Origin of the sequence: Caballeronia sp. LZ001 (genome assembly GCF_031450875.1) — a bacterium.
Taxonomy (GTDB): domain Bacteria; phylum Pseudomonadota; class Gammaproteobacteria; order Burkholderiales; family Burkholderiaceae; genus Caballeronia.
The window spans coordinates 4,713,787-4,740,346 of record NZ_JARTVX010000004.1 but is presented as its reverse complement, the minus strand read 5'-3'; the positions used below and the strand labels follow the sequence as shown (position 1 = coordinate 4,740,346).

Sequence of the window (26,560 nt, the reverse complement as noted above, 5' to 3'; positions counted from 1 at the left end):
TCACAACAGCATGAATAAAGTACACGAAAGGGTTGTCGTCGCTCAGCCTCCGACTCTCGACGATCGAGGCGTCTATCGCTACAGCGATCTCAGGCGCGTTCTTGCCCCGGGCAGCGTTGCCGTGCTCGGAGCCTCCCCGCGTGCAGGCTCTTTCGGCGAGCGGACACTAAAAAACCTGGCGGCCTTCCAGAAGCCCATCTATGCCGTCAACGCCAAGTATGACGAAATTCTTGGCCAGCGATGCTACGCGTCAGTGGCTGACCTCCCGGAGGTACCGGATTGCGCATTCATCGCGGCCAATCGGGATGTCGTGGAATCACTGGTGCTCGAATGTGCGAACGCTGGAGTAGGCGGTGTCGTCGTCTATGCAGCGGGATATGCGGAAACAGGAAAGGCAGAGCGACAGGCCCAGCAGCAGCGCCTTCGGCTGATAGCGCGCGAACACAACATACGTATCATCGGCCCCAATTGCATCGGAATCTTTAATTTCTTCGATGGGATGATTGGCAGCTTCGCGCCCGGAATCGAACTCGCCGTCCGTCCAGCGGGACACGCAGTCGGGATTGCAAGTCAGTCGGGTGCGATGGGCATCGCCATGCTGCAAGCGGCGCAGACGGGCACTTCGTTCAGTCATATCCTTACATCCGGGAACTCGGTCGATGTCGACGTCGCCGATTACGTCGCGTATCTTGCGGAAGCTCCAGAGTGCCGTGCCATCGGATGCCTCTTTGAAGGCATGGCACAGCCCGCCCGCATGCTGGAAGCCGCACAGATTGCGTGGGAAAACGACAAACCGTTGGTGATATTCAAGATCGCTACGGGCGAGCAGGGAGCGCAAGCCGCGCTGTCTCATACCGGCTCACTCGCGGGTTCGCAGGCAGCCTACAAGGCAGCGTTTGAACGGTCTGGCGTTATCATGGTGGACAATTATGAAGCGCTGGTCGAAACGACCACCTTCTTTGCAAAGGCGCCGCGGCCGCGCGCGCACGGTGTCGCCGTCGCGTCCACCTCGGGTGGCGCTTCCATCATGGCAGCAGACAAGGCGGAAATCCATGGCGTCGCCCTTCCCCAACCTCATGAAGAGAACCGGGCGATCCTCGATGAACACATTCCTGAATTCGGTTCTTCGCGCAACCCATGCGACGTCACCGCACAGGTCGTCAATAATCCATCTTCACTTGGTGCAGTGGGAAACGCGCTGTTGCAGGACGATCACTTTGGCGCACTGATTCACCCGAGCGCCTTCGCTGCGGACTTTAGCGCACAGCGCATGTCCCTCTTCAACGAGATGGCATTGCGACACCGCAAGCCTGTCTGCATTGTCTGGCTACCGCTGTGGCAAGACGGCCCCGGTGCGCTGGATGCAGAACAGCTGCCCGGCACTGCCCTCTTCCGCTCGATGGACCGATGCTTCGCGGCGCTCGCAGCCTGGCACAAACGTGAAGATCTGCGTAATTCCGGTGGCGCAGATGTCGTTCCTTCCTGGGTAGACGAAAACGTCCGACGGGCCGCCGCCGGCAAGCTGGGGGCAAGCGATAACACGGTATTGACCGAACGGGAAACCAAGGAAATTCTGGCAGCTTACGGAGTTCCCGTGGTCGAGGAAGCGTTGGTTCAAAGCGCAGACGACGCTGCCGAGCAAGCCGCGCGGGTTGGCCTACCTGTGGTACTGAAGGTTGAGTCCCCGGATCTTCCGCACAAGACGGAGGCCGGGGTTATCCGGCTTCACCTGAAGACGCAAGACGACGTAAGGACCGCTTACGAAGAAGTCGTCGCCAACGCGATGAAGGTCGTGCCGACGCCACGCATCGGCGGCGTTCTGGTACAACCCATGATTCCCCCTGGCCTGGAAATCATGGTCGGCGCGAAAATCGATCCGCAGTTCGGTCCACTGATCGTGGTCGGGCTTGGCGGTGTATTCGTCGAGCTGATGCGGGACACCGTCGTCGACGTGGCACCCGTGTCGCCCGCCCGAGCCGAGGCAATGCTGGGACGGCTTAAGGGCCAAGCCGCACTGAATGGATTTCGTGGCAGCGAGCCCGTTGATCGGCAACGCCTGGCGGAGATCATCTCTCGGCTCTCAGTGTTCGCGACCAACCACAGTGACATTGTCGCCGAACTGGATGTCAATCCGCTCATCTGTGCAGGTTCCCGCGTCATCGTGGTGGACGGTCTGATAGCACGGAAGAGTTAGCCACAAGTGCACATCGTCGCCCTTCGAATGATGCCGTTCACTGCGCGCCGGGCAGGAGTACGATACGCCCGAAAGTGGTATATGGAGTTCGGGCGCCATGACGCGCGTCGCAGCCTCGACAGCGAGAGATCGAGCACTGAACATCCACTGATGCAGAGTTCAGTGCACGGTTTTGCTGCCGGCGATTCTCGCACTCCATTTACCGCCAGGGAAAGTATGCCGAGAGCTTCGACGGGGCAACTCCGTGCTGACATCCGGTCTCCGCTCAAGGCCGAGGTCCCGATCCGCCAGTGTGGCAATCCATGTAGGTCCTGAGACGAGAAATTCGACCATCATTTGCAACCTGAAAAATCTCGATAACGGACTTGGCGACAACGTTACCGTCGGGTTGAAAAATCCGAACACTCATATACACCGCGGCTTCATTGCCGTTAACGATGATGCGCAGCGGTTTAAGTGCAAGGCGCCGGCCCGATGCCCGAAGGTCATCAAAGATGCCCGCGAAGATCGAGCGCCCCCTGCGGGGCGCGGAGTCGGCAGGTTCAATGACTTCGACACAATCCGTGAATCCTTTCAGCCAGCCTTCACGGTCTCCCGCACTCAAGGTCTGAGCGTAACGATGCGCTGCTTCGGCTACCTGCTCACATGTTGGCATCGCTGCCCCCTTTTATATCCAGTGTGGCGTCTGCTAGCCGTAGTAACCATAATGTGCGGTTCGACGAATTCAAGAAGCGATCGCGGAACGAAAAAGCCCGCACCAGGCTTATTCTTTCGCGAAGACGAAGGACAAGGGTCCAGCCACGCGGACGGGACAGGATATTGAATCTGGATCATAGATGCCTCCTCTGTTACGACTCAGGCTGCCATGTTTTCGCGCAGCAATTGAGAGCCACCATCGATGAAGGGAATCTGCCCGACCATGAAACGATTCTCCGAGCTGGCGAGAAATGCCAGTATCGGTGCGATGTCATCCGGTTCGGCATAATCCGTCACAGCTATCGGCGCTGCGCGGGCAAGCTTCTGCCGCCCTTCGACGGTTGATAGTAGCGGCAGGGCCATCGCCGTTTTAACCGTGCCTGGAGCTATACCGTTCAGAAGTACACCTCGATCTGCCCAGCCAGGCAAGACGGCATTTCTCCGCAACCAGTGTGCCAGCGCCTGTTTTGACGATGCATACGCGAGTGACCCATCCGTCCTCCCAGCTCGCCCAATAGCCTCCAACTCTTGCCCAGCGAGACATAACCGCACTAAGTCGTTATCGGTTGGATACACAGAAGCGATCGAGCCCACCACGACTGCCCGGGGAGACCCGGACGTTTGCAGAAGGGGAAGAAGTTTCGGTAACAACTCCGTCACACCAAAGAAGTTGACGCCGACGATCTTCGCCGGATCTCCAGGAGGTGCCAGCCCAGCACAACACACCACTGCGTCAAGCGTTTGGCAACGGCCCGAAATAGTCTGCGCCAAGGTAGCACGTTCGCCCGGGTCTCCTAAGTCGGCAGACCAGTCGGCGTCGTGCAGGTCAACGGTGAATACCTGCCAACCCAGTGCCTTCGCGCGTCGCACCAAGGCCGCGCCAATGCCACTCGATGCTCCCGTTATCAGGATTTTCCGCGCTTCTTGATTTGTCACGAACGGCTCCCAGTTTCCAGTTAATTGAGGGCACTCCGGCGAGGTAAGCGAACTGGCATAGCCAACGATTTCCGACCCGGCTAGCTCATTTGCAAACCGCGCATACAGTAGTCGATGGAATGCGGGCCGCGGCCGGAGGCCATTCGGGAATTCGCCTGTCTGCAGGTTGGCAAAGGGGTACCCGACGACTTTCTATTAAATCTGGATCTCTCTGGACCGCGGCCGGCATTGCTTTCAAGTCACAAAGATCACGTCTGCGAACGTGGCAACCGGACGATCAGCCCGTCAAGCGCGTCGGTCATCGCAATCTGACAGGTTAGGCGGCTGCTTTCGTCCGAGTCGACGGCGCATTCCAGCATGTCACGTTCGCTCGCATCAGGGGCTGGCACCCGATCTAGCCATACAGGGTCAACATAGGCGTGGCAGGTCGCACAGGCACAACTGCCCCCGCAATCTCCGAGGATACCGCTAACGCCATTTGCAACGGCTACCTGCATCACGGTCTCGCCCGGCGAACAGGAAAGCCTGTGCTCGCGGCCGGAATATTCAATAATAGTTAGTATCAACATTCCTTATCCAAAAATAAAAACCAAGATAGGTTGGTCAAGAGGGTCTTGTTTCGACGACCTAGGCGTCACGAAGCAAACGTGCGCGGCCATGGGAACCGACGTACGCTTTCCGATCGCAGGATGCCAGCAGATACGCGGCGGTGCGTCGCGGCTTGTTGAGTCCCCGCCTTGATGGACCAGCCCAGCCCATTTTCGCTGCCTCCAGCACTGAACGCTCGGCATAGCGGCGTGGCGGCATGGCCGCTGCAGGCTCTACATGGGCGTATGCATCACTGCCGCTTTTCCATGTCGCCTTGACGCCTTTGGCTAGGGGTGAAGTTCACGTGCAGATGACTCATCCCACGGTTCAGACTCGAGAAGCGCGTCACCCCCCCTGGAACAAGTTGATAATCGGGCAGACGTTCGAGCACCTGCTCGATCATGACCTTTAGCTCAACCAGCGCAAGATAACTGCCAAGGCATCGGTGTGGCCCATGTCCGAACCCCAGATGCCGGTCTGCAGCGCGCTCAGGAATGAACCGATGTGGGTCTTCGAACACGGAGGGATCGTGGTTAGCTGCCAACCAGTTAAGCAGGACGACGTCGCCCTTTCGGAATTGCTGCCCTCCCAGCTCGACATCCTCCTTGACTCCCCGTGCATGCTGAGGCACGGGGCTGATTAGCCGGATGAACTCCTTGACTACGCCCGCTATGCGCGACCGGTCGTCGAGAAGAAACTGGCGCAAGTCAGGCTGCTGCCCGATCAATTCAAAAATGTATCCACCAGCGTTCGCCGTCGTATCCAGGCCACCCAGAATGAGCAGCAGCACGAGCCCTCGCCATTCCTGCCTTGTGATTGGCCGCCCCTCGATGGAAAATTCGAGCATCTTGCTGGGAATGTCTTCACCAGGATGCTGACTGCGCAGGGTGTACAAATGCTCCGTCAGCCGGATCAGGTTTTGCATGGCCTCGGGGTCAGCCCTGGCGACCAGTGCGCTGGCCCAGCGCTGGCATTCGCGCCGTTGCTCGCGGGGCAGATCCAGAAGCTCGCCGATCAGCACCGAGGGCAATTCAATGCTGAACTCATCGGATAGATCGGCGGTGCCTCTTTCGATAAATCGATCAATCAGATCGTCGCAGATACCCCGGACTTTCTCTTCCATCGATGCTGCGAATCTCGGCGAAAACAGCTTCTGTAACGGCATCCGGAAATCACGATGCCGTTGCCCATCATCATTGATCATAGGGACCGGCAGTATTTCATGAAGCGTGCCCATGTTCGGGAACCCGACACCCGGGCCGTGAGCCCTAGATGAAGAGAATCGCGAATCCAAGGCTGCGGCCACGCAGTCCTCATAGCGGGTGAGGACGTAAAAGCCGCCAAATTCCTCACTTCGTCCGACCGGGCACTGCTCCCTTAGTGAGGCGAGGACCTGCGGCGCGTCCGGGCTAGCAGAAAGCTTGAGGTGGTCGTATGTCCGCCAGGAAACAGGACACTGCGTCTTCGTCATACAACTCTCCTTTGAATTTTTAGATTGCATCGGTAGCCAATTATTTCGTAGTGCTGATCTATAACAAACATCAACACCAACGAGAAACATCACTACAACGGGCTAAAATGCAGTATTTGCTGCAAGTCAATGACTCAGAACTCGACGAGTGGTCGCCCACATCGGGCGACCGTGCATCTGCAGTTAGATACTACATGATATCTAGCCATATTCAAGCTTCACTTCCTTCATTTGATATCCAGAGAAACCCGCATGCTAATTTCAAGACGACGTTGCTTCCTGCTATCGTCTTATATCCGCGGGGCAAAGCCGCGCCCATCAGACGCAATCATCACCAGATCAACCATGACCAAGCGAGAAACGCGGGCAAAGATTCCTCTTACCGAGGGGGACACAACGCCACACAAGCGGAAAAGGCGCAGCACAGCAGCGGTCCGCGATCTTATTATGGAGAGCGCGCGCGAACTGTTCGCGACCGTCGGATACGGACGCGCCAGCATCCGCGCCATAGCTGAACACGCGGGCGTGCTGCCGCACCTCGTCCATCGTAATATCGGCGGCGGCAAGGCAATGCTCTTCGAGCAGGCCGTCTTTCTACCGTTCGAGGAAATGCTCGAACAACATTACAAAAATACCTGGGTCGTGCGGCGGCGTGACATGGAAGGGGCCGTCGAACGCACGCGCAGCTATATCGAAGCCCTCTACGATCAGCTGCGCGCCGACCGGCAACTCTGGCGGGCACTCGTGCTAGCGATCCAGACACATCAGAACGAACTCGATCATTTGCTGGGTGACGCCTCTCCACTGCTTCGCTACTTCGAACGTCTCGTGGAAACGGCTCGCCCGTCAATGGACGAAATGGGTTGGGAACTTAATACCGATATCGCTGTGCGGATCACCTTCGGCTCCCTCTTCACGATGGCACTATTCGATGATCTTCTGTTTGGCAGAAGACGGCCAGACAAGAAGCTGCTGATCGAGGAGATGACACACTACGCCTTGTTCGGGGTAGCAGGCAGGCGCACTTCCGACAATATGACGGGACGCCTGCAATCAGGTCACGGTCACAATGTTCCGGCAGATCAGTGCGAGGCCGCAGCAGGCAAAAGAAAGCGCCCGGGATGCCGTCGTTGATACTGCGTGACGGTACACCTCCGGCACTCACCAGAGGTGGGTTAAGACTGCGTGAAAATCAACACTCCCGCACCATCCCCAGTTTTTGCTCCGCCGTCCAGCGCCGCCGACGCTCCGGGCCCGTCAACACATCCATCACTTCCTGCCTGGTGTTAGTCAAAAACACAGTCTTATGCCTACCCGCTAGTTTAGGTGTGAGGCTGTGTCCGGTGTTTCAGGGGGCTGCTCCATTACAACGAGCGCCCCCCGCATAGGGCATTGAAATACCGTTCGCCTCGGGAGTTCCGGCGAGCCACAGCATCATTAACTTAACGGTGCTCGCGTGTCCTGAGTTATGGGGTCAACTCCAAAGCGCCTGCCCCCTCAAAGCCAACAATCGCAACGTCGGCACTATCGTCCCAGTTAAACGACTCAGCCGCGTCGACGCAAAGTGGCGCATCGGAGTCAAGTCTTGTGCCTTCACTCATTTTTTCGTCTTGTCTGGCGGAACACCAAATGACGTTTCCCGACCACACTCGTGCAAAATTGAGCAACCCCGGGATCTTCAAAGAGCATCAGCGATCGACTCGAAAATCAATGCCGTGAATGTCAGCCGGATTTCCAACAAGTTTCTCAAGCGCGGCGCCGACGATAGGGACAGAGCTGTCGGGATGGACAGACCCGTGCGCGATCCGGTCCGTGAACGCACCTAGCGCACAGGATTCGTGAGTACTCCAAGGCCCTCAATATTGATCTCGACTTCGTCACCGGGATGCAACGGTGCGGTTCCAGGAGGCGATCCTGTGGCGACAACATCGCCCGGTTCCAGGGTCATCACGGAAGTAATATAAACCAGCAGCTCACGGCAACTCCAGATCATGTCGGAAGACCGATGGTCCTGCCGCGGTTCACCGTTCACGCGGCACTGAATGCGCACATCGGTAGGGTCGAAGTCCGTGTTGATCCACGGGCCCAGCGGGGCGAACGTATCAAAAATCTTGCCGTCTACAAAGGCAGCGGAGGCGCGAAAAGCCGGTTTATCACTCATCGTCCCGCCAGTGACATCGTTGATACAGGTGTAACCATAGATGTACTCAGCGGCATCATCGATTGTTACATTCCTGGCCTGTCGACCAATCACAATCGCAATTTCGCTTTCGTGATTAAACGGCACGGCGTCCGGCCATTCACGTGGCAACACGATTGGATCGCCTGGATTTGCACAAGTAGACGGTGGCTTGATCCAGAGGAAGGGCCGAGCCGGTAACGGACGACCGGCAAGGTGCGCACGATAGTTTGGACCAACTGCGACAATCTTCGAGGGCTGCACCGGGGCAAGCAACCTCTCATCGCTCAGAGAGAGCTGCCCGGCATTGGGCACTGGGCGGAGGTCAGGAAATGCGCCCTCAAGCGGCACGATCCAGTCTCCCGTGAGTTCGCCGAAGCGAGGTCCTTGCGGAGATTGATACCGAACTAGTTTCAAATTATCCTCTTCCTAAAAAAAGTCATGCTCGAACGCATCGCGGCAGCGAAATCTCGACGGTGCGACCCGCAACCCTCACGTCTTAGAAAACCTGACGAAATGACAACGGGGTGCTGACGCTCGACGCATGCTGTCAACCTTTTCGTTCTTTCGACGACGAAAAGACCATGACGAAACCGATACGACCACGACAAACATCGACGTCCGTTGCATGCAGCAGGCATCGCCAAAGAAATTGCTCGGCGCGGTTAGCCTCACGGCAGAGCATAGACACGAAGGGGCGCGGAGCGCGACCATTTCATGGCTTCACAACTTCCGCCGACTGCGGACTGCGCATTCGCTTCAAACGGTGTGCGCTCACCCACGAGGACTTCATGAAAGTTGCCTGCTGCATCATATGCTGGCGATAATTGCGAGCGTCATTTTGTAGACGTCTCTGAGTCGACGGCGCCGTCATAACCGGGTTGCCCATTGCAATGGTGAGCTTCGCCGTTTGGCCCAGATCCGTCGATACCGATCAGCTCGCAACCGGGCCGAAAATAGCCACAGGTGGATCGAAGTGCAGCCCGTTCGTTGCGCACCCCCTTTCGCTATACGGCGACTGACGCTCAAACCGCAAGTCTTATCGACCTCCTATGTGGCCAGTGCCCGCCTCAACGCGCACCGGGCCACCTACGTGGTACGTCCTTCGATTGATACAGGGGCAGCCCTGAGCGACCGCAGCTAACCTGGCCGACCTTGCGATCCCGCTGCAGCTGCATGCCCTTTTAGAACAGGAACGTAAGGTTTGCAGTTACGACAAGCGCACTTCCGGTGTCCGGCGCATAGGTGATAGGCGTCGGATTGTTGGTATAACGAACCCCGACGCCCGCATAAACCCCACGATACACCTTCGCCTTATACGCTAAAGTGAATGTCGTGCTGCTCGAATGCGTCAGGGAACCGGCACGGCTTGATGCTGCCTGTGCATACGGGCTGAATGAGTTTCTGTCGATGATGAACGAGTAGGTATCCTGCGGTCTGCTCGCAAACGGTCCAACCGCGTAGAATCTCAACTCATAAGTGCTGTCGATAGCCGAAAATTGCGAATTACCCCTCTGGACCGAGAATCCGGCAAACAGACCTCGATAAGGCGAGGAAGCAGAGAAGCGATACAACTGCTGGTCTCCCATGAGGTACCAGGCGTATTCTCCGGTTCCACGACCGCCGTTCTTGTAGTCGATAAACGCGCTGTTGTTATGTATATATCCTGCCCGGTACCAGCTTTGCAGAGCGCTGGCTGTTGGTTCAGTCTTATAGCCCAGCTCGTTGATTAACAGCGTCCTGGCATTTTTAACGTTCCATTTGAGCGATGAGGGATTCTCCACATTTTCCTGTCCATATCCGTCGGGACTGGAAGAGGCTTGCACCCCAAACTTGTTGTAGATCGCGTCAGTCAAATGAAACGTGAAATTGGCCCCCGGACGAGATGCCAATGAGCTTGACAAGCCAGCCTCCGCCGGCACTGTCCCCGAAGCCCCGAAAATTACGTTTGTGATATTTCCCGCGATATAGGGGCCGTAGAATTCGAAGTCGTTGCCAAGGTAGCCGAGCTTGGCTTCTACGCGCCGATTGAAGAGGGTCTGGTAATAGTAGAGCTGCCCCATCGTCAGTACGTCTGGGGTCCCCGCGGTCCAGTTTGTCCGGATCCATACCCCATCGACCACAATCTGCCCATCCGGAATACCGTATCGCGAGAGATCGGCAATGATGGCGAGATTAGCTGTCGAGATATACGTGTTTCTCTGGCCATCGTATCGCTGCTTTCCCGCCGGGGGACCACTTCCTGCTGATCCACCGAGTACGTTATCCTCAACATGACCTACCCAGAACCCCTGGTAGCCGATGCCGTGCTCCGCGAGCATCCGGCGGAAGCTGTTGTCCCCCGTCAATGTTCCAGACGGTGGCGGGAAATCGACAAAGATACTTTTGATACCTACGTTCTTGTAGACGTCATCGTTTCCGGCCGTCGGGGCGACAGGAACGGCCGGTACAGGTGCAGGCGAGGTTTCGGCCATCAATGCCGGGCCGGAAGAAGCCGTTGCCGGTGCTGCGTCCGTCGGCACCGTTCGGACAATTCCCACAGGATTTCCGGACGCACTTTCTGCCGGGTCAGGACTCGCCGCCATGGCACCTTGGACACCTAAAACCGCTAAAGTCATTACCGTCAGATTGCTGCCAAATCTCTTATTTTCTTTCGTAATCCTAACTAACATCTAACGTCTCCGTTTTGTAATATTTTAGATTTATAGGTTCATGACCAGGCCGATATTTCCCTAGTCGTCCGTTGCGCAAGCAACGTCTCGCCTACAAACAAGGCCGAGAGCTGAATGCATCGTCGACCCATGGATCGGGTCGACGAAATGCCCGACGCTGCTCGACCGAACGCTATGAGAAGTCTGGCCCTGGCCTTCAGTCGTTGATGTTCGTGGCAGGAACAAAATCTTCTGTCTGCGTGGCGAAATATCGCCCACTCCGGAGCGAACCAGCCAGGGTCGTACGCAAACCTGTCCGGTGGTACTGTGGATCAAAACCCATCGCAGCATGCAGGAAGCGACGGTTGTCCCACAGCATCACGTCATTCGGCGTCCAGCGATGCGCGTAGACGTTCGCGGGATCAGCAAGGTAGCCCGCCAGCTCGGCGAGCAACGCGTCGCTTTCCACCTGGTCCATACCGATGAAGCAATCCACATACGTCGGACTGATGTAGATGCATTTCCGGCCTGTTTCAGGATGCTGGATCACGACCGGATGGACGACGGAGGGATACCGATTGATAATCTCTTTCCCCGCCCACAGCTGCGTGGGGCCCGAAAACTCCCCTGAAGTCGGCGGACGCACACTATGCCAGGTAGAACCCGGCCGGGACTGCTGGAAAGGCCCCATGCGCAGCGTTGCCTTGTACTCCAGTTTTTCGATCCGCTGCTTCGTCGCTTCGGGTAACTGCTCGTAAGCCTTCTGGCTGTCCGCGAAAAGCGTCTCGCCGTCCTTTGGTGGCACCTCCACCAGACGCAGCAGCGCACCCTTGCAGACCTCCACTGTGTATGCAGTGTCGCGATGCCAAGGCAGTCGGCCCTCGCGGAGCTGGTCACCATCGTATACATAGGCACTTGCCGAAGTTCGCCGCGAACCACCGAGTTCAATCAGGTAAGGCTCGTCCTTCGACCTGATTTCGGGCATCGGGTGCATCTCCAGTTCGCCGAAGCAACGACTGAGCGCTAGATGCTGGGCGTTGGTCTTTACCGCCTCACGAAATAGCAGAATGCCGTGTTCAAGCCAGGCCGCATACAGTGCTGCGCGCGTGGCGTCCGGAACCGGCTTCTCGAGGTCCAGCCCGGTTACCTCGGCACCTACTGGCATAGGCTTCACCGTGAATCCTACAGAAGTCATACTGTTAGTCATGCTTTCCCCTTCACAGGTCTAAACTGATCCGCTGCGGCACACTCGCAGCGTCAAAACGCGTTGACAAAAACGACTGCTGTTACGGAGCTTCGATCCCGCCAGACGCGGCACTCGTGGGACTACATGCCGAAATAGAAACGACCGATGGGAATTGAATGTGTTTTGGCTACGACAGCCTGCCCTCCCGGCAGCATTGGAGACCAGAAACGCCATTGGGAGTAGCGCGACCACTGTGCGCCCCTCACTTTCGCACTGGAAATATGCTGACCTGTTTGGGACCCGGCGCTTCGAGTGATCTGACGCCGAAAAACGACCGGCAGCGAGCAGCAAGCGCAGCGATTGCGCTTAGTCTCCATCATCGTTGTCTCCCGATTCCGGCGCATTGTGGTTAAAAACCAGTGAATGCGCATACTCAGGGGTCTCTCGATCAGTTTGATCGAGAGACCATTATGTATCCAACGATGTGTATATTAGATAACTGCGTTTTCTTGTCAACAAGGGTTGTCCCGCAACGCCCCTCTCATGCGTGACCGACCTGCACACGTCGCAATAAACACCCGTCAACGTTTCGCTGCTTTCCTTGACCGTTTCGTTCGGCACGAGCCGTGCCCGCCAGCGCAAACCGGCGAGCGGCTCAGCAACACGCTCGGTAATTTCATAAATGCAGAGCGTTTGTCGCAACGTCCCGGTGGATCAGGAGAAATCGATGGACCAGGCTGTGTCCGATCTATTGCGCTGCCCGTTGAATTGCGGTTTGTATGCGCACCCGTCGGGCAAAAGGAGAAGTCAGCTAATAGGTCTCAATGTGTAGCCGCGCGCTGCTGTGCAACCGGTCGAACGTCAACTCCCAGTCAACTCCGCGTTCGACGCAGATGTCGCGGAAAGCGTCCAGGACGCCGCGCTCCATGCCCTTTCGGCCGCACATGTAGAAGTGACATGCTTCATCGGCCAAAGCACTCGCAACGTCCTCCGAACGACGGAGCAACAGGTCTTGTATATAAGCCTTGGGTTGGCCGTGGACCCGCGAAAAAGCCACGTTGACCTCGATGAAGCTTGCCGGCAACGCGCGCAGCTCACCCAGATAGGGAAGTTCTCCCGGAGTTCGCCCGCCATAAAACAAACTCATGGTTTTGGAGCCGACGCCAACCCGTTTCCGCCGTTCGACAAACGCTCGCATCGGAGCAATGCCGGTACCGGTACACATCATGACGATTCTGGCGTCTGGGTCCTCCGGCATGAGCAAGCTCGCACCCAAAGGACCAACCACCTTCACCTCCGCATCTACCTCAAGGTCGCAGAGGTAGTTGGAGCAGATGCCAGGCCGCGGCCCATTCGGCCCGTCTTCCATTACGCGTTTGACAGTCAGCGCAATGGTATTACTTACACCGTCTTCTCCGTCACGGGAACTTGCTATCGAGTACGCGCGCATCGTATGCGGTTTACCGCCTGCGTCTGTGCCGGGTGGAAGGACGCCCACCGATTGACCTTCGACGGCCGGATAGCGGTATCGACCAAAATCGATGACGATATGGTGTATGTTGCTGGTGACACCCGGGGCAGTCACCCGGACGTTCCGAACAACCTTCCCGATGGCCGGAGCACGAGAGGAATAGATACTGACCTCCGGCATGCCAGTGGCCGCCGGCGCGTCGCCAGCGCCTGAATCTTCCGCCCGCCTCGTTTCGGCGGGCAGCGCCGTCCAGGCAAACTGTTCTTCCACTGAATAACGCTGGTTATCGCCTACGAAACGCCACGAATCCACCGCCCCGGTCGGACAGTTCGAAATGCACTCGCCGCAACTGTCGCAGACGTCCGCCTTCACCACGTAGTTCTTCGCGTCATGGAGGATCGCGCCCTGCGGGCAACTCTCCTCGCAGGTATTGCAGCGAATGCAAAATTCCGGGTCAATCAGATGCTGTCGTATCACTTTGGTATCACTCAAGGGAGCAGGCTCATTCATCGGTCAAGTGGCAGGAGGCCGCGGGCATCGCCCTCGAACCGCCTCGACGCTACCAGCATGGTTCCACGGGCAAGAGAGTTCAGTCCCAACGTACGGGCAGGCTGACGGCGCCGCGCAAAAACGGCAGTACCCGGAACTGCGGCTTACCGTTCAGGCGCAGCTTTGGCAAACGGTTAAGCACCACTTGCAGCGCGACACGAGCATCGAGCCGAGCCAGATGACTGCCAAGGCAATGGTGGATGCCGAAGCCGAACGCCATATGGCGTTTAATCGTTGACAGAGGTCGGTCAAGACGGAAGGTGTCCGGATCGTCAAAGATGGCAGGATCCCGGTTCGCGCAGGCGTAATAGCCCGCGATTTTGACCCCGGCCGGGATATCGACGCCGGCAATTGTCAATGGCTTCGCGGTCGTTCGCCACGTCGCCATGACGGGCGGATCAAAGCGCAGACTTTCCTCAAGGGCGATTTCCCCCAATTCCGGTTGATTGCGCGCCGCCTGCAACAGATCGGGCTCTTGCAACAGGCGGGTCATGCAGCCGCCGAGCAAACCCGCCGTCGTATCCGTGGCACCGATCAGAAGCAGCAACAGCAGTTGTAGCAATTCGTCGTCATGGAATGGCCGGCCTTCCGGGTGAACCGCCAGCACCAGATGCGCGAGAAGATCCTCGCGTTCATTGTCGGTCGCATCGGCCAGTCGCTGACGCCGAACGGCCAGCAGCGTGCGAAAGTAGTCGAAAATCTGGCTCTTTGCGGCTTCTACCCGTGCCATGTCAAACGTCGAGTTGCCGTTGCTGATTTCGGAGGCCCACGAGTGAAAATCGTCGTACCTCGATGCATCCACGCCGAGGGTGCCCGCTGCAACACTGATTGGATACTGCGCGCAAAAATCTGCGCAGAAATCAGCCTCGCTCCGGTCAGCCGTCATCTTGTCGATAAGACGGTTTGCCGTCGTCTCGTAGACGCCGGTCATCCTTTTGACGGCCGCGATGCTGAAGTACGGGTTGACCAGGTTACGGAAGATTGTGTGTTCAGGCGGATCATTGCGCAGACCGGGCTCTTGCGTAAACTCAGGCATCTGACCGTAATTGGCCGTCGCCGACGTTGGGTCCTGCCATAGCGCGCGAATGTCCGCGTGTCGGGTGAGAGCATATAGCGGATGCTTATGGCCGCGATAAACCAGTACTTCGCCGGCCTGGCGCATCCAGCGTTGATAGGCGATGGGGTCACTGATCGCCTCTTCGCAGAAAGGGTTGAATTCGACCGGCTCTACGGCTGAAGGTGTTTGCGCCGAACAATTAGTGCCCATGCTGTCTCGCTCCTATCGCAGGAATTCACGCCCTAACAAGGAAGGCGTTGCGTCTCAAATTATGGAATTTCCGCTTTCCGGCTCGGAAAACTCGTCCCTTCGGTAGCTCCATTAATAACTGCCCCCACTCGCGCGGACAGAGGATCTAGCGAAGTCGCCCTTATACGGACGCCAGTCACCGCTGCATCGGAAGGCGCTACATGGAACCTATCAACCGGGCCACCCCGCATAAGCACAATGCTTAGCTATGCAAATTGTCCGTATGTCGCGAAACCGGTAATTCCATCGCCTGACATCGTTGATCCGGATATCCGAAAGAAGTCCATTAGATAGATTCTCCTATCCAGCAACTAGAGTGTACTGCCTATCTAACTAGTTTGACCTACCGAAAAACCCGGATACGTGGCTTGACTCCAAGCTCTTGCAGGAAGCCTGCCGCAGTACAGTAAAATCTGGGTTATATGACATTTACCGCCTATGATGAGCTCCAAAAATCCGGCAGGAAGCGCCACAACGAAAGAAACAGCCCCCCTCACAAAACGAAAGAGGCGCAGCACCGCGGAGATCCGTCGCTTAATATTGGAGAGCGCCCGTGAAATGTTCGCGAGCGTCGGATACGGGCGCACTAGCATTCGTGCGATCGCAGAGCACGCGGGCGTGCTTGAGCATCTCGTCTACCGCAACTTCGCTGGCGGCAAAGCAGCACTGTTTGAACATGCTGTGTTTTTGCCGCTGGAGGAAATGTTGGACGACCAATACCAGCACACTTGGGTGCTGCGGCAACCGGACATGGAAGGCGCGTTGGAACGAGCCCGCCGTTTCTTAGAAACGCTGTATGACCGGCTTCATGCGGACCGCAAGCTCTGGAAAGCGCTGGTTCTGGCTCTCCAGACGCATGAAACGGAGCTGGACCATCTGCTCAAGGTGGAAACTTCTCCCGTCTTGCGATATTTTCGACGACTGGAGCAAACAGCGGGCCCTTCAATGGACGCCATGGGCTGGAAAGCCGATACGCAAATCGCAGTGCGAATCACCTTTGGATACGTGTTTGCGGTAGCACTCTTCGAAGACTTGTTATTCGGGCCTACCCAACCGGACCGGGAAGCGCTGATCTCAGAAATGACGTCATACGCACTATTTGGCGTAGCGTCCCGGCCAGAGCCAAAAACAGCGATTCGCACACACGTGCGCCAGAATGCCCGCCGCTCGAGGTCGGAGCGATAGCGCCCGGGCAAACGCCCTGTGAATCACGCAGGGGTAACACTTATTTGCCGTACGCAGCAAGTGCATTTCAGTGCAGACGCTAGAGTCGAAAAGATCAGGCGGTCGTCGCAACGCGCGCTCCGCCGCCGCCTGAATGACATCGTCAATGCGCAGAGCAGTCTGCGGAGCCGGCCCGACAACGAAAGAGATCCTCGCTATTAAGCCGGTCAGCCACGAACCGAAGGAAGCGTGCCGCATCGGCCCCATTGATTACGCGATGATCGTAGCTGAGGGATAGCGGTAACATCTGACGCCAGACGACACGCCCATCGGTGTCCGGAACAGCCGTCGTACGGACGCGTGTCACTCCCAGGATAGCCACCTCCGGCGCATTGATGATTGGCGTAAAACCCGTACCACCAATATGACCAAGCGAAGTAAGAGTCATGCAGCCGCCGGACATTTGCTCCATCGGCAACCCCTTTGTCCGTGCTTTGTCCGACAGTTCGGTAAGCTCGGTAGCGATCTCGCTTACCGATTTCGTGTCGCAATCGCGAACGACCGGAACAAGAAGACCGCCCGGGGTATCGACCGCAACACCAATATTGACATATGACTTCAGAACGAGGTCGCCAGAGGCGTCCAGCGACGCGTTGAAATGCGGAAATTCGCGCAAAGCGGCTGCTAACGCTTTCACCAACAGCGGAACCAACGTCAGACGGACGCCGCCTGCAGCATTGCTTGCGCTGCGCCTTTGCTCAATCACCGTAACGTCCGCCTCATCGTGATGCGTCACATGCGGAATCATGACCCAGTTCCGGGCAAGAAAGCTCGCCACTAAGCGCTGCATCTTCGATAGCGGCTTGCGATCAACCTTACCGAATCGGGCAGGATCGCTCTTCGGCCACGGAGCTAAGCCGCGTACCCATTCCTCTGACATGTTATGCATTCTCCTTTTAGAATACTTCGTGATTTCCTCGGTTATTCCCTCGCTCCGCGCCGGGCTCCATCACCTGTTTTGCGCCCACGCCCCGCTGTTGATCCACAGCCCGAGATCCACAAATATTTAATCGATGATTCCGATCACGGCGCCTACCGCGTATGTTTCGCCGAGACGGCCGATGATCTTCAGAGTTCCGGTCGCGGGGCTTTCAATCTCATTCGTCGACTTGTCCGCCTCGATGGCATAAAGCGGGTCGCCCTCTTTTACATGAGCACCATCTTCCGCCAGCCATTCTGCGAGAATCGCCTCGCTCATTTCAAAACCGATTTGAGGAATAATAATTTCTGTTGCCATTGCATGTTTCCCGTGCACTGAAGTTAAACGCTGAAAGTCTTTTATATCTGCCGCTCGGCTCGCAATCAGATCCGCAAAACGCTCATGCCGATCAATTACTGCGGATACGAAATCAGGACGGCTGTTAGGACTGCTTGCGCCAAACGGAAGCCTCCGCGACTGCCTTTCGCATCGGCGCACAGCTCAACCAAAAGAGCAATGCCGCTATAGGGGACAGGACCAGCATTGAAACGGTAAGGCTATCGGCCAAGCGTGCTTCGTTGTGAAAAACGAGGTCGGTGCATCCCGCAACAAGGGATGGTCCCAGCCCGTATCCCATTCCCGAAGAAACGAGAAGATATATGCTCGAAACGATTCCCCGATATTCGCTTGGTGTAGTCAGCGGAATAGCCGCTCCAACGCCCGCGACACCTAGGCACAAAAATGTTGCAGCGACAGCAATCAGAAACGCTGGATAAGTGGACGCATGGACAGCAAGAATAACGAAGCTTCCCAGTAGCACCGAAACTACCATAAGGACGCGCATATGCGCGTCTGCGACACCGCGGCGATGACCAAGGTAGTCGATGATGTGGCCGATCAAAAGCATGGAAAGACAGACTGCGAATATCGCAAATATCGCGAAGGTAAAGCTGACTTGCGCCATCGGACGATGAAAGCTTCTAACAGCGTACGTTGGGGCCCACGAAAGCCACCCTAACGCACACATGAGGAATACTCCGTAGGCGACGAACATTGGCAAGTAAAACCCGCGCCTTTTCGCTATGAAACCAAACGCTCCCTTCAAAGAGGGTCGCGATTCTGACGCTAGGCGCTCTCGCCGCTCGGGTTCGCGGAAAGTGAGGACAAGCGGCAACACAAGCATCGATGGTATTGCCGCAGCCATGAAAACAAGCTGCCAAGTCGCGAAGTGCCGACCAAGCAAAGCTAGGCCACCCGGAGGAATCATCGTCAGAAGAAGGCCACCAAGTGCGAATCCAACACCGTTCCCGAGCGTGGCACCCATTCCGAAAATCGAGAATGCGAGCCCCATCCGCCGATGCGGGACCACATCGCCCATCAGAGAGTATGCTGCCGGCGACAGCGTCGCCTCTCCCGCACCAACTGCGAGTCGCGCCAGCATCAATGATCCAAGCTGGAGTGTTAAGCCACAGGAGAAAGTGGCGATCGACCATGTGAAAACGCCGGCCACGATGAGCATACGACGAGACCACCGATCGACCAAATATCCAAGGGGAAGCCCCAGCACGGAGAAAAACGCCGCAAACGCCAGTCCCTGCACCAGGCTGATCTGAAAATCAGAGATGTGTAGGTCAGCCTTAATCATAGGAATCAGCAGCCCGATGATCATGCGGTCAAGCTGTGAGGTCAGGTACAGCAACACCAGGATTCCTACCAAATACCAAGGCCGCTTGGCCGACATTTCAGCCGGTCGTGACAACGGACCAATTTTTCCGGTACGACCCGTGACTGCTTCTTCGCCTTCGACACCCATCAACATGATCCTCCTCCTGTAAGGCGCAAAATTCACCGCGCCCGTCTCCGTTTTCAACTGATTATCATGCGTTCGAGCTGCTCTTCATTATCGCGTGCGTGGGATTTGATGGGTCAACAACTGGATCGCCGCGCGCGCGCAGTCTCCCAGTACTTGCCGCCCGCCCCGCACGCCTGCCCGAAAAGACGCAATCCGCCAACGACATCCCGTTGATATACCCAGCAGCGCAAAGACCGGCAGCTGAGTGTCCGGCCGCGTATAGCCCCGTGATTCGGCTGCCCGAATCGTCAACGACCGCACCGGTATCCTCGTCGACTTGCAGACCACCTAGCGTAAATGTCTTCGCAAACGACAACCTGTGTGTCACCGCCAGATTGATCGCGACGTAGGGGCCACCTTGGATTGCGCACAGGATATCGGCACTTTTTCCCAGCGGATCGGCTCGGAGCGCGACCGCCGCGTTGTTTGCATCGATGGTCTTGGCGAGTGCATGGGGAGGCACGCTGATCTTTCGCGCCAACCCGAGTATGGTCGTCGAATAGCGCGTCCCTCCGCGCAAGATGTTGAGCAACGCGGGTGCGTAGCCAAACTTAAATTCGTTGCGTTTTGCCCGTGAGCATTGATAAAGGGCTTTGAAGCATGTCGAACGATCGACTATCAACCAAGCCTTACCCTCTGGCTGGCGCGCGATTGCAACACCAAGCTCGCCAGGATTTGCGCCCTCATTGACAAAGCGCTCCCCGCTGCCGTTTACCGCAACGCCGCCTAGCAGAGCACGAGGTGGCGCAATTGACCGGCTCAGAAAGGAGTTTTCCATTTTACGGACCGCACCACCAGCCGACTGACCAAGGTCGATGCCGCTTCCGTCATCTCCGATTGAACCCATGCGCACAAGCGCGAGATGATTCAACCCCAACAACGGCTGCGTTTCACGCAGCTTCTCCACGTTGAAGACATAACCGCCGGTGAAAGGATGACGCCGCGACGAGCACGAATTCGCACTGGCACTTGCTGTTGGGACAGTTCGAGCCGACGGCATTCGTCAATCGCCTCGTCCTGCGCCGTAGGGTTAAGCGGCTTGAGAGGCGTTACGGAAGCAAATAACTCCCTGTGTCGTTCAATATCGACGGGGGCAATGGGTCTTGCCTCTACACCAATCACGGCATCCGTCGCATCGATAATCAGACGGCTTACGAGCGTGTGAGTCAGACAAGGGATCTTCGCCCGCTCGACGGCATTCTTGAGCGCATCAAAGAACACTCGCCCCGTGAAACCCTCGCCAAGCGGACGATGGCCACGAGGTGAAGCGCGTGTGCCAGTCTTCTGCTCGAACTGGGCTTCGTTCCCCGAGTAAAAGAGCGAACTCGACGCCGGTGGGTAAGGGACCTTCGGGGAAAACAGTTCGCCGCTGTAAGGCACACCCAGGCGGACTAGCCAGTCAACGTCGTTTCGGCTGCCCTCACAGAAACGCCGTAACGTCGCGGGGCTCACTGCGTCGCCTAGTTCGGATTCAAGATACCGATACATCGCTTCGACACTATCTGGCACGCCGACGCGATCCTGCACTGCCGTCGCGCCCGCATAGAGAATACCGCCACTCCGAGCGGTCGCCCCACCGCCGTCGAAACGATCCACGAGGAGTACCTCCGCACCCGCCTCATGGGCCTCCAGGGCCGCGCATGCGCCAGCGCCGCCAAACCCAACGACGATGACGTCTGTTTCGCGGTCCCACCTCACGTCTGGCGCATCGGAAACCCGCAACGGCCCCAGTGCGACCGATATCTTAGGATCGGTCATGACGCGACCATTGCCTTGGCGACCTCAACAATCCGGCCCTGTGAAGGCGCAAAAGCTGTTTCAAGAGGCTTTGAGAAAGGTACTGGGCAGTAAGCGGATCCGATCCGTTCAATGGGAGCCTTGAGCGAGCCAAATAGAGCATGCCCGACCGTCGCTGCAATTTCAGCGCCGACTCCAAAGGGCGTAACTGCTTCATGCACAATCATCAACCGGCGAGTCTGTTGAACAGACGCGACCACCAGTTCACGGTCCCACGGCGAGACCGTACGCAGGTCGATCACTTCCGCCTCGACGCCCTGACTAACCAATGTCTCTGCCGCAGCTAGTGCCTCCACAACCATGCGCGAGTAGGAGACGATAGTCAGATCGCGTCCTTCTCTCACAACCAGACCTTTTCCAAGTGGCACGCGCTCGCCCGGCGCGATCGACCTGCCCCAAGCCGCAGCGCGATACGACGGCATGTTTTCGATAAACAGCACGGGATCTGGATCGTCAATGGCCGACCGCAAAAGGCCATAGGCATCGGCTGGATTCGATGGCGCGACCACCTTCATGCCTGCGGTATGAGCGAACCAAGCCTCGAGATAGTCGCAATGTTGGCCGCCGCTGCCGCGCCCGGCGCCGGTCATTGTCCGAATAGTAATCGGTACGCTGGTCTGTCCACCCGACATGAACCTCAGCTTGGCCGCATGGTTGACTATCATATCCATGGCGACAGTCGTAAAGTTCATCAGCATGATCTCTGCCACCGGTCGCCAGCCACGAATCGCTGCCCCAATCGCCGCTCCGACAATGGCCTGTTCTGAGATCGGCGTAGATCGCACCCGGTTGCCAAAGCGCGTCTCGAGGCCCTTGGTTATGCCAACTATTCCGCCGCCTTCGGGATCACCCACGTCTTCGCCGAGAACGAGCACCCTTGAGTCGTCCGACATCGCGTCGGTGAGCGCCAGGTTTATGGCCTGAAGGATATTCGGGCTCTTCTCCTGAACCTTGACGCTTTCGTTAAGTGCGGTCGCCATTATGCCAACTCCTGTTCAAACACGTCGCGCTTCAGTTCCGCGAGTTCTGGCCACGGACTCGCAAGTGCGAAGTCAACGGCCTCATCCAGTTGCGCCTCGAAATTCGCCTCGATTGCAGCGAGATCGCCTTCTGTCGCCACGCCGTTCTCAACCAGTTGCGCGCGGAAAACACGATAAGGATCGCCTTCGATAGCCGCCGCCTTCTCGGCCTTGTCCATATAGCTATCGTCGTCGCCAAAGATATGACCGTGGAACCGGAACGTCATCGCTTCGATGAGCGTTGGTCCCCCGCCGGAACGGGCCCGCTCCACTGCCTCCCTGGCGAACCCGTACAGGTGAAACGGATCGTTCCCGTCAACACGGGCCGCTGGCATCGAATAGGCGACTCCTCGATCTGCGATGCGGTCCGCGGAGGTCCCCTTTTCGTAAGCAGTGTGTTCGGCGTAGCGATTGTTCTGGCATACAAAGATAACCGGAAGCTTCCACACAGAAGCCAGATTCAGGCTCTCGTGAAAGGCGCCGATGTTAGAAGCACCGTCGCCAAAATAGGCAACCGTCACTCGACCATCGCCGGAGAGTTGAGAGGACCAGGCGAGGCCGTTCGCGATCGGTAACGATGACCCAACAATCCCTGTCGTGACCATAATGCCTTTGGCGGGATACGTGAGATGCATCGGGCCGCCCTTGCCTTTGCAGGTGCCGTCAACACGGCCTGCAAGTTCCGCCCAGAGATCCTTGAGCGGCAAACCCTTCGCCAGCATGTCGTGGATGCCACGGTATATCGTGCAGATGTTATCGTCGTCAGTGAGGCAGGCTGAAATCGCCGAAGGAATCGCTTCCTGACCACGATAGCTGTAGTAGGGCATAACCAATCGCCCCGAACGGATCACCTTGCGCGCACGGTCGTCGTTGGCCTTCAACAAGGCCATCCGACGGAAAATGTCCAGCTGCGTAGCGGCCGGAATCGTAAAGTTGTTTGTATTCATACCGGTTCCGATTTCCTATTGTTTCGACCAGAAAGCACGTGTCCATCACACCTTAGGAAGACGTCAGTAAATCAGCGAATCGAATTGGGGGAGACGCCGATCACTGAGCGTTCTCCTAGAGGAGACAACTGCAAGATAAGAACGAAGATAACGATAAGATGCCAGCGATCTGCTTTTGCGACGGGGATAACCCGAGCGGCGAAGCGACTATCTGAATGTCTTACGTTGCACTGTCCCGCTTGATCCGCCGCGAGAGAAACAATGTCGCTCAGGCCCGCCCACCCGCGAGATAGGCTTCGATCCCCCGGTGCATGTTATAAATTTGTCGCTCTTGCACCGGGTTGAGCCGCGGCCCTTTGAACGACGCGCCGTGCATACCCGACTGGACTCGCTCCATGTTGCTGAGATCCTGATAGAGAAGCGGAGGAATCTCAGCGCGATGCTGCCTGTAATCTTCGTAGTATTCGCGTTTGAACGTGGGAGCTTCCCCGGGTGCAACGCGCAACATCGCCCACATATCAAGCAGGCATTGCTCAGGGTTCTTGGCATTCGGCCGCGCGCGCATCACGAGGCTTGAATCGACGCCGAAGACGAGAACCATGTTCGGGAACACATTCCAGTCAACACCCAACTCTGCCATATCCTGTGCCGTAAGCTCATGCCAGCCGGCCCCTCGTCGATCGCCTGCTGTCGCAGCCGAACCGCGTATGCCTTCATGACCGCAAATGGATCCGCGTCCAGCCCAAATTCGGCAATGGCATCCTGAACGATCGATGCCCCCCGGCTGCTCACGGTGCCGGCTCCGCCGGTTTCCTTGGCGATTCGCTGAACCGCACTCGAGAATGCGGCGGCGAAGTTTTCGGGCTCAGGACGGCCCGTTTCCACAGCCGGCATGCCGAATGGCCGACCGCCCCGGTTCGTGTGGCTACCGTGCTTCCCACGCTCCTTGCTTGTGGTGACCGCGTCGAGGAAAGGCTGTGTCTGAAAATGCGTTGCCGGGACGTGATAACTTTCCATGAACGATTCGATCGCAACCTTCCAGTTGCATTTCATCTCCATGGTCTTGTACCAGGTGAACCGCATTTTTTCGAACTGTAGACGACCTACGGTTTCCGGCACCGGCGCGATGAAGTCCTCGAACGATTCACTTTCTGCGTCAAAATTGACAAAGACGAAGCCACCCCACCGCCCCACCTTAAGCTGGCCGAGACTCACCTCCTCGGGCTGCAGTCCGCCTCGGCAGTTCCAGTCCTCAGGAGTTCGAATATATGTGTTCTTACCCTGCAGGTCCCAGCGCCAGCCATGAAACTGACAATAGAAACGGGTGACGGTACCGCAATTGTGGTCGACTAGTTGACGCCCACGATGTGGGCAGGAGTTCTGGAACGCCTTGATCTCATCGTCGCCTGTCCGGACGATGATCACCGATTGCCCGACGATCTCATAGGTTATGAACGCGCCGACGGCAGGTAATTCCTCTTCGCGACATACCATCTGCCATGTACGCATCCAGAGCTTCTCAGCTTCCTGCCCGGCAATCTCTGAGGAAAAGTAAACATCCTTGGGAAGAAAATCGTCGCGCACGGCGCCATTCGCACGTAACTTTACCGAGCTTCCCGGTCCCTCTGCAAGCACCTTCTCCGTAAGCACAATCGTCTCCTAGATTGACTGGCTCGGCCCATACCGGATCGAAGCGCCGAGTGAATGCGTATACTTAGGGCTAATTCGACCAACACGACCTAACCATCGTTATGTATCCATCTGTGTGTATATTAGTTAATTGCTGTTCCTTGTCAAGAAGGGTTGTTCCTCGGCGTGCCAGCATCCTTCCGGGGGACCACGGTCAGTCATTTAACTCCCCACGCCGTCCGGGAGCCAGTGGACCGCAGTCTCGCCGCAATACCACTGCAGAGCGACAGGAGTCACTCGATGAACAAAAATAGAAGCAACGCCAAAACGCAGAATTCCGATGCGGACACGATGAAGCGCAGAGCGAACGGTATCCGGACTCATGCCAGGCTGCTCGAATGCGCGGTTTCGCTCTGGGCCGAACTTGGCCTGACGGGCGTAACGATCAGTGCACTGGCCGACCGGGCAGGAATGACCCGTCGGGCGATCTACCAGCACTTCGAAACCCGTGAGGCCCTGATAGACGAGATGAGGAATCACCTTGACGAAGAACTCATCAAGCTGGCCGCCGGGCATGCTTCTGCATTTCCGGATCCTTACGGCGTGATAGCCGGCCTCGCAGCCGACAGTCTGGACCTGGTACGCTCACGGATTCTCGACTTGATTTCCACTGACGCGAATGACAGCCCGCTTGTCGTTGACACCATCAAGTGGTTTCACATGCTGGACGCACGCGGTCAGCTGAGGGATGGCGTCGATCCTTCGCATGCCGCAATCATCTGCCTGTCGATGTGGTTCGCAGCTACCCTGGCCGTGTCGCTCGGCGCTAGCCCAGCCGAGCGGCGAGAGCAGGCGCGGCGATTCGCCAAGAGCTTCGCCGATTTCATGGGCCGCGGAGCGTTTATCGAAGGTTACCGGCCCGGTTCCCACGAGCCGCCCATGCCGTCCCGACCGCGCGCAGGCAGCAGGCTTCGCGCACAAGAACTCCCACAGGACGACACCCCCTGAACGGCGCGGACCGACCACGCCACGACATGGCGCAACTCGTTGTTAACCTGCCAACTGCCACCCCTTGCGATTTTCGCACCGGTGAAAAAACGAGCACGGCGGCACTATCGGCGCAGGAACCATGCGACGGCTTCGCCCGGCGTGTTTGGCTGCTCAAGGCTATCATATTCGTATAATTGAACACCGTTGCCTTTATTTTAAACAGGAGGTCAGGCGTCGCAGACATGCAAAAGCGCTAAAAAACACCCTTCGACACTCTCGGCGGGAGATCGGCGCATTTGCTCATAAGTCAGCGAGTCTTGCAACGGAGGCCACCAATCGCTGGGAGATACCAGACTGTTACGCTGCACGCTCGCCCGAGCGCTCGTCAGAGTCAGCGATCGGGTTGCCGGCAATGACAGGCGCCGTACTGATTCCAAATCATTGCCACCCTACTCAAGACTTGTACGTTCATTCATATTGTTATACACTGTTCACATTTTTAATGTCATCCATTTTTATGTTGCATCGGCAGAAGCTGCCGTTGACGTTACTTAAAGTTTGAGCCTCATTAGTGACTGCGTCAGACCTCGCAGGAACGTCCACCCATGATCTGCATGGGTCGATCGAAACGAGCGCAGGTTACCGTTCTAGCACCGATACACGGAGTAGCAAATGGACACTCGAGAGAGATCGTTGCGTATGCTGGTCGATAAATGGTTCGGAGCCGGGGCGGTGAACTTCGCACGCGTGACACGGTTCAGTCGTTCTCGGCCGACCCGGTTGCGCTATGTCTGTGTCGAAGTCGTCAGAGCATCGGGACCCGTCAGCATCCTATTCTTTCGTCATCCCGACCGGTCGTGGCGCGTCTTTCCGCCAGATCATGACCGACCTTCGATCGGTCGAGCGGCCGAGAGCAGCGTCCTTGGTGAGTATGTTCGCGAGAGCATGTATCAAAT

General features: G+C 57.2%; 22 protein-coding genes and 1 pseudogene. 5 read left to right on the top strand and 18 right to left on the bottom strand.

The genetic code is table 11. The annotated features are described in order from the left end of the window. Positions 1-10: 10 nt before the first annotated feature. On the top strand, positions 11-2,194 hold the full coding sequence (locus P9292_RS33185; RefSeq protein ID WP_309963284.1) for an acetate--CoA ligase family protein: 2,184 nt from the start codon (positions 11-13) through the stop codon (positions 2,192-2,194). Between the two features lie 265 nt (positions 2,195-2,459). Here the strand turns inward: P9292_RS33185 and P9292_RS33180 are convergent, their stop codons facing one another. From P9292_RS33180 to P9292_RS33165, 4 genes are all read right to left on the bottom strand, one after another. After that, a complete protein-coding gene (locus tag P9292_RS33180) occupies positions 2,460-2,849 on the bottom strand; it encodes a nuclear transport factor 2 family protein (RefSeq protein WP_309963282.1) in 390 nt (129 codons plus the stop codon). Positions 2,850-3,049: 200 nt separating this feature from the next. Beyond that, positions 3,050-3,826, bottom strand: coding sequence for an SDR family oxidoreductase (locus P9292_RS33175; protein WP_309963280.1), 777 nt, complete (start codon positions 3,824-3,826; stop codon positions 3,050-3,052). Between the two features lie 248 nt (positions 3,827-4,074). After that, positions 4,075-4,395, bottom strand: a complete 321-nt coding sequence (locus P9292_RS33170; RefSeq protein WP_309963278.1) for a 2Fe-2S iron-sulfur cluster-binding protein — start codon at positions 4,393-4,395, stop codon at positions 4,075-4,077. 269 nt (positions 4,396-4,664) lie between these two features. After that, on the bottom strand, positions 4,665-5,885 hold the full coding sequence (locus P9292_RS33165) for a cytochrome P450 (RefSeq protein WP_309963276.1): 1,221 nt from the start codon (positions 5,883-5,885) through the stop codon (positions 4,665-4,667). 345 nt (positions 5,886-6,230) lie between these two features. Between P9292_RS33165 and P9292_RS33160 the strand changes: the two genes are divergently transcribed. Next, positions 6,231-7,019 carry a helix-turn-helix domain-containing protein gene (locus P9292_RS33160; RefSeq protein WP_309963272.1) on the top strand — a complete coding sequence of 263 codons (789 nt, stop codon included), beginning with the start codon at positions 6,231-6,233 and terminating at the stop codon, positions 7,017-7,019. 688 nt (positions 7,020-7,707) lie between these two features. Here the strand turns inward: P9292_RS33160 and P9292_RS33155 are convergent. Then, the gene (locus P9292_RS33155; protein ID WP_409015275.1) at positions 7,708-8,481 is read right to left on the bottom strand and encodes a fumarylacetoacetate hydrolase family protein; all 774 of its coding nucleotides are present in this window, start codon (positions 8,479-8,481) and stop codon (positions 7,708-7,710) included. A gap of 180 nt (positions 8,482-8,661) precedes the next feature. Between P9292_RS33155 and P9292_RS33150 the strand changes: the two are divergent. Continuing rightward, positions 8,662-8,891, top strand: a pseudogene (locus P9292_RS33150) (IS5/IS1182 family transposase); the annotation flags it as partial. A gap of 357 nt (positions 8,892-9,248) precedes the next feature. On the opposite strand, the gene P9292_RS33145 reads toward P9292_RS33150, so the two are convergent. From P9292_RS33145 to P9292_RS33130, 4 genes are all read right to left on the bottom strand, one after another. Continuing rightward, the gene (locus P9292_RS33145) at positions 9,249-10,736 is read right to left on the bottom strand and encodes a carbohydrate porin (RefSeq protein ID WP_309963269.1); all 1,488 of its coding nucleotides are present in this window, start codon (positions 10,734-10,736) and stop codon (positions 9,249-9,251) included. Between the two features lie 196 nt (positions 10,737-10,932). Continuing rightward, the gene (locus P9292_RS33140; RefSeq protein ID WP_309963267.1) at positions 10,933-11,922 is read right to left on the bottom strand and encodes a TauD/TfdA family dioxygenase; all 990 of its coding nucleotides are present in this window, start codon (positions 11,920-11,922) and stop codon (positions 10,933-10,935) included. A 790-nt stretch (positions 11,923-12,712) separates the two neighbouring features. Further along, the gene (locus tag P9292_RS33135; protein WP_309963265.1) at positions 12,713-13,864 is read right to left on the bottom strand and encodes a 4Fe-4S binding protein; all 1,152 of its coding nucleotides are present in this window, start codon (positions 13,862-13,864) and stop codon (positions 12,713-12,715) included. A gap of 97 nt (positions 13,865-13,961) precedes the next feature. Beyond that, complete coding sequence (locus P9292_RS33130) at positions 13,962-15,188, bottom strand: cytochrome P450 (protein ID WP_309963263.1); 1,227 nt, start codon at positions 15,186-15,188, stop codon at positions 13,962-13,964. Positions 15,189-15,665: 477 nt separating this feature from the next. Between P9292_RS33130 and P9292_RS33125 the strand changes: the two genes are divergently transcribed. Then, entirely contained in the window at positions 15,666-16,412 is a 747-nt protein-coding gene (locus P9292_RS33125; protein ID WP_309963261.1) for a helix-turn-helix domain-containing protein, read from the top strand. Positions 16,413-16,554: 142 nt separating this feature from the next. On the opposite strand, the gene P9292_RS33120 is transcribed toward P9292_RS33125, so the two are convergent. The 9 genes from P9292_RS33120 to P9292_RS33080 all read right to left on the bottom strand — a co-directional run bounded on the left by P9292_RS33120 (position 16,555) and on the right by P9292_RS33080 (position 24,635). Then, positions 16,555-17,331 carry a 2-oxo acid dehydrogenase subunit E2 gene (locus P9292_RS33120; protein ID WP_309963259.1) on the bottom strand — a complete coding sequence of 259 codons (777 nt, stop codon included), beginning with the start codon at positions 17,329-17,331 and terminating at the stop codon, positions 16,555-16,557. Between the two features lie 126 nt (positions 17,332-17,457). Next, positions 17,458-17,688 (bottom strand): lipoyl domain-containing protein, encoded by a 231-nt coding sequence (locus P9292_RS33115; RefSeq protein WP_309963257.1) that lies wholly within the window; start codon positions 17,686-17,688, stop codon positions 17,458-17,460. 124 nt (positions 17,689-17,812) lie between these two features. Next, complete coding sequence (locus P9292_RS33110) at positions 17,813-19,189, bottom strand: MFS transporter (RefSeq protein ID WP_309963255.1); 1,377 nt, start codon at positions 19,187-19,189, stop codon at positions 17,813-17,815. A gap of 58 nt (positions 19,190-19,247) precedes the next feature. After that, positions 19,248-20,129: an FAD-binding protein gene (locus tag P9292_RS33105; RefSeq protein WP_309963253.1), complete on the bottom strand. Its 882-nt coding sequence runs from the start codon at positions 20,127-20,129 to the stop codon at positions 19,248-19,250. Next, entirely contained in the window at positions 20,090-20,980 is an 891-nt protein-coding gene (locus P9292_RS33100) for an FAD-dependent oxidoreductase (RefSeq protein WP_309963251.1), read from the bottom strand. The genes P9292_RS33105 and P9292_RS33100 overlap by 40 nt, the downstream gene beginning before the upstream one ends. Then, complete coding sequence (locus tag P9292_RS33095) at positions 20,977-21,999, bottom strand: transketolase C-terminal domain-containing protein (RefSeq protein WP_309963248.1); 1,023 nt, start codon at positions 21,997-21,999, stop codon at positions 20,977-20,979. The genes P9292_RS33100 and P9292_RS33095 overlap by 4 nt, the downstream gene beginning before the upstream one ends. Beyond that, the gene (locus tag P9292_RS33090) at positions 21,999-22,985 is read right to left on the bottom strand and encodes a thiamine pyrophosphate-dependent dehydrogenase E1 component subunit alpha (protein WP_309963246.1); all 987 of its coding nucleotides are present in this window, start codon (positions 22,983-22,985) and stop codon (positions 21,999-22,001) included. The genes P9292_RS33095 and P9292_RS33090 overlap by 1 nt, the downstream gene beginning before the upstream one ends. A gap of 268 nt (positions 22,986-23,253) precedes the next feature. After that, positions 23,254-23,625 carry an SRPBCC family protein gene (locus tag P9292_RS33085; protein WP_309963244.1) on the bottom strand — a complete coding sequence of 124 codons (372 nt, stop codon included), beginning with the start codon at positions 23,623-23,625 and terminating at the stop codon, positions 23,254-23,256. Further along, on the bottom strand, positions 23,550-24,635 hold the full coding sequence (locus P9292_RS33080; RefSeq protein WP_309963242.1) for an aromatic ring-hydroxylating dioxygenase subunit alpha: 1,086 nt from the start codon (positions 24,633-24,635) through the stop codon (positions 23,550-23,552). The genes P9292_RS33085 and P9292_RS33080 overlap by 76 nt, the downstream gene beginning before the upstream one ends. Positions 24,636-24,914: 279 nt before the next feature. Here P9292_RS33080 and P9292_RS33075 point away from each other — a divergent pair, with 279 nt between their 5' ends. Then, complete coding sequence (locus P9292_RS33075; protein WP_309963240.1) at positions 24,915-25,622, top strand: helix-turn-helix domain-containing protein; 708 nt, start codon at positions 24,915-24,917, stop codon at positions 25,620-25,622. Positions 25,623-26,560: the final 938 nt, after the last annotated feature.

Bases quoted from the DNA above. Each gene is read 5' to 3' on its own strand.
- P9292_RS33185 (WP_309963284.1), top strand. From the start codon at position 11: ATGAATAAAGTACACGAAAGGGTTGTCGTCGCTCAGCCTCCGACTCTC.
- P9292_RS33180 (WP_309963282.1), bottom strand. From the start codon at position 2,849: ATGCCAACATGTGAGCAGGTAGCCGAAGCAGCGCATCGTTACGCTCAG.
- P9292_RS33170 (WP_309963278.1), bottom strand. From the start codon at position 4,395: ATGTTGATACTAACTATTATTGAATATTCCGGCCGCGAGCACAGGCTT.
- P9292_RS33165 (WP_309963276.1), bottom strand. From the start codon at position 5,885: ATGACGAAGACGCAGTGTCCTGTTTCCTGGCGGACATACGACCACCTC.
- P9292_RS33160 (WP_309963272.1), top strand. From the start codon at position 6,231: ATGACCAAGCGAGAAACGCGGGCAAAGATTCCTCTTACCGAGGGGGAC.
- P9292_RS33145 (WP_309963269.1), bottom strand. From the start codon at position 10,736: ATGTTAGTTAGGATTACGAAAGAAAATAAGAGATTTGGCAGCAATCTG.
- P9292_RS33140 (WP_309963267.1), bottom strand. From the start codon at position 11,922: ATGACTAACAGTATGACTTCTGTAGGATTCACGGTGAAGCCTATGCCA.
- P9292_RS33130 (WP_309963263.1), bottom strand. From the start codon at position 15,188: ATGGGCACTAATTGTTCGGCGCAAACACCTTCAGCCGTAGAGCCGGTC.
- P9292_RS33125 (WP_309963261.1), top strand. From the start codon at position 15,666: ATGATGAGCTCCAAAAATCCGGCAGGAAGCGCCACAACGAAAGAAACA.
- P9292_RS33120 (WP_309963259.1), bottom strand. From the start codon at position 17,331: ATGTCAGAGGAATGGGTACGCGGCTTAGCTCCGTGGCCGAAGAGCGAT.
- P9292_RS33115 (WP_309963257.1), bottom strand. From the start codon at position 17,688: ATGGCAACAGAAATTATTATTCCTCAAATCGGTTTTGAAATGAGCGAG.
- P9292_RS33110 (WP_309963255.1), bottom strand. From the start codon at position 19,189: ATGTTGATGGGTGTCGAAGGCGAAGAAGCAGTCACGGGTCGTACCGGA.
- P9292_RS33100 (WP_309963251.1), bottom strand. From the start codon at position 20,980: ATGACCGATCCTAAGATATCGGTCGCACTGGGGCCGTTGCGGGTTTCC.
- P9292_RS33095 (WP_309963248.1), bottom strand. From the start codon at position 21,999: ATGGCGACCGCACTTAACGAAAGCGTCAAGGTTCAGGAGAAGAGCCCG.
- P9292_RS33090 (WP_309963246.1), bottom strand. From the start codon at position 22,985: ATGAATACAAACAACTTTACGATTCCGGCCGCTACGCAGCTGGACATT.
- P9292_RS33085 (WP_309963244.1), bottom strand. From the start codon at position 23,625: ATGGCAGAGTTGGGTGTTGACTGGAATGTGTTCCCGAACATGGTTCTC.
- P9292_RS33075 (WP_309963240.1), top strand. From the start codon at position 24,915: ATGAACAAAAATAGAAGCAACGCCAAAACGCAGAATTCCGATGCGGAC.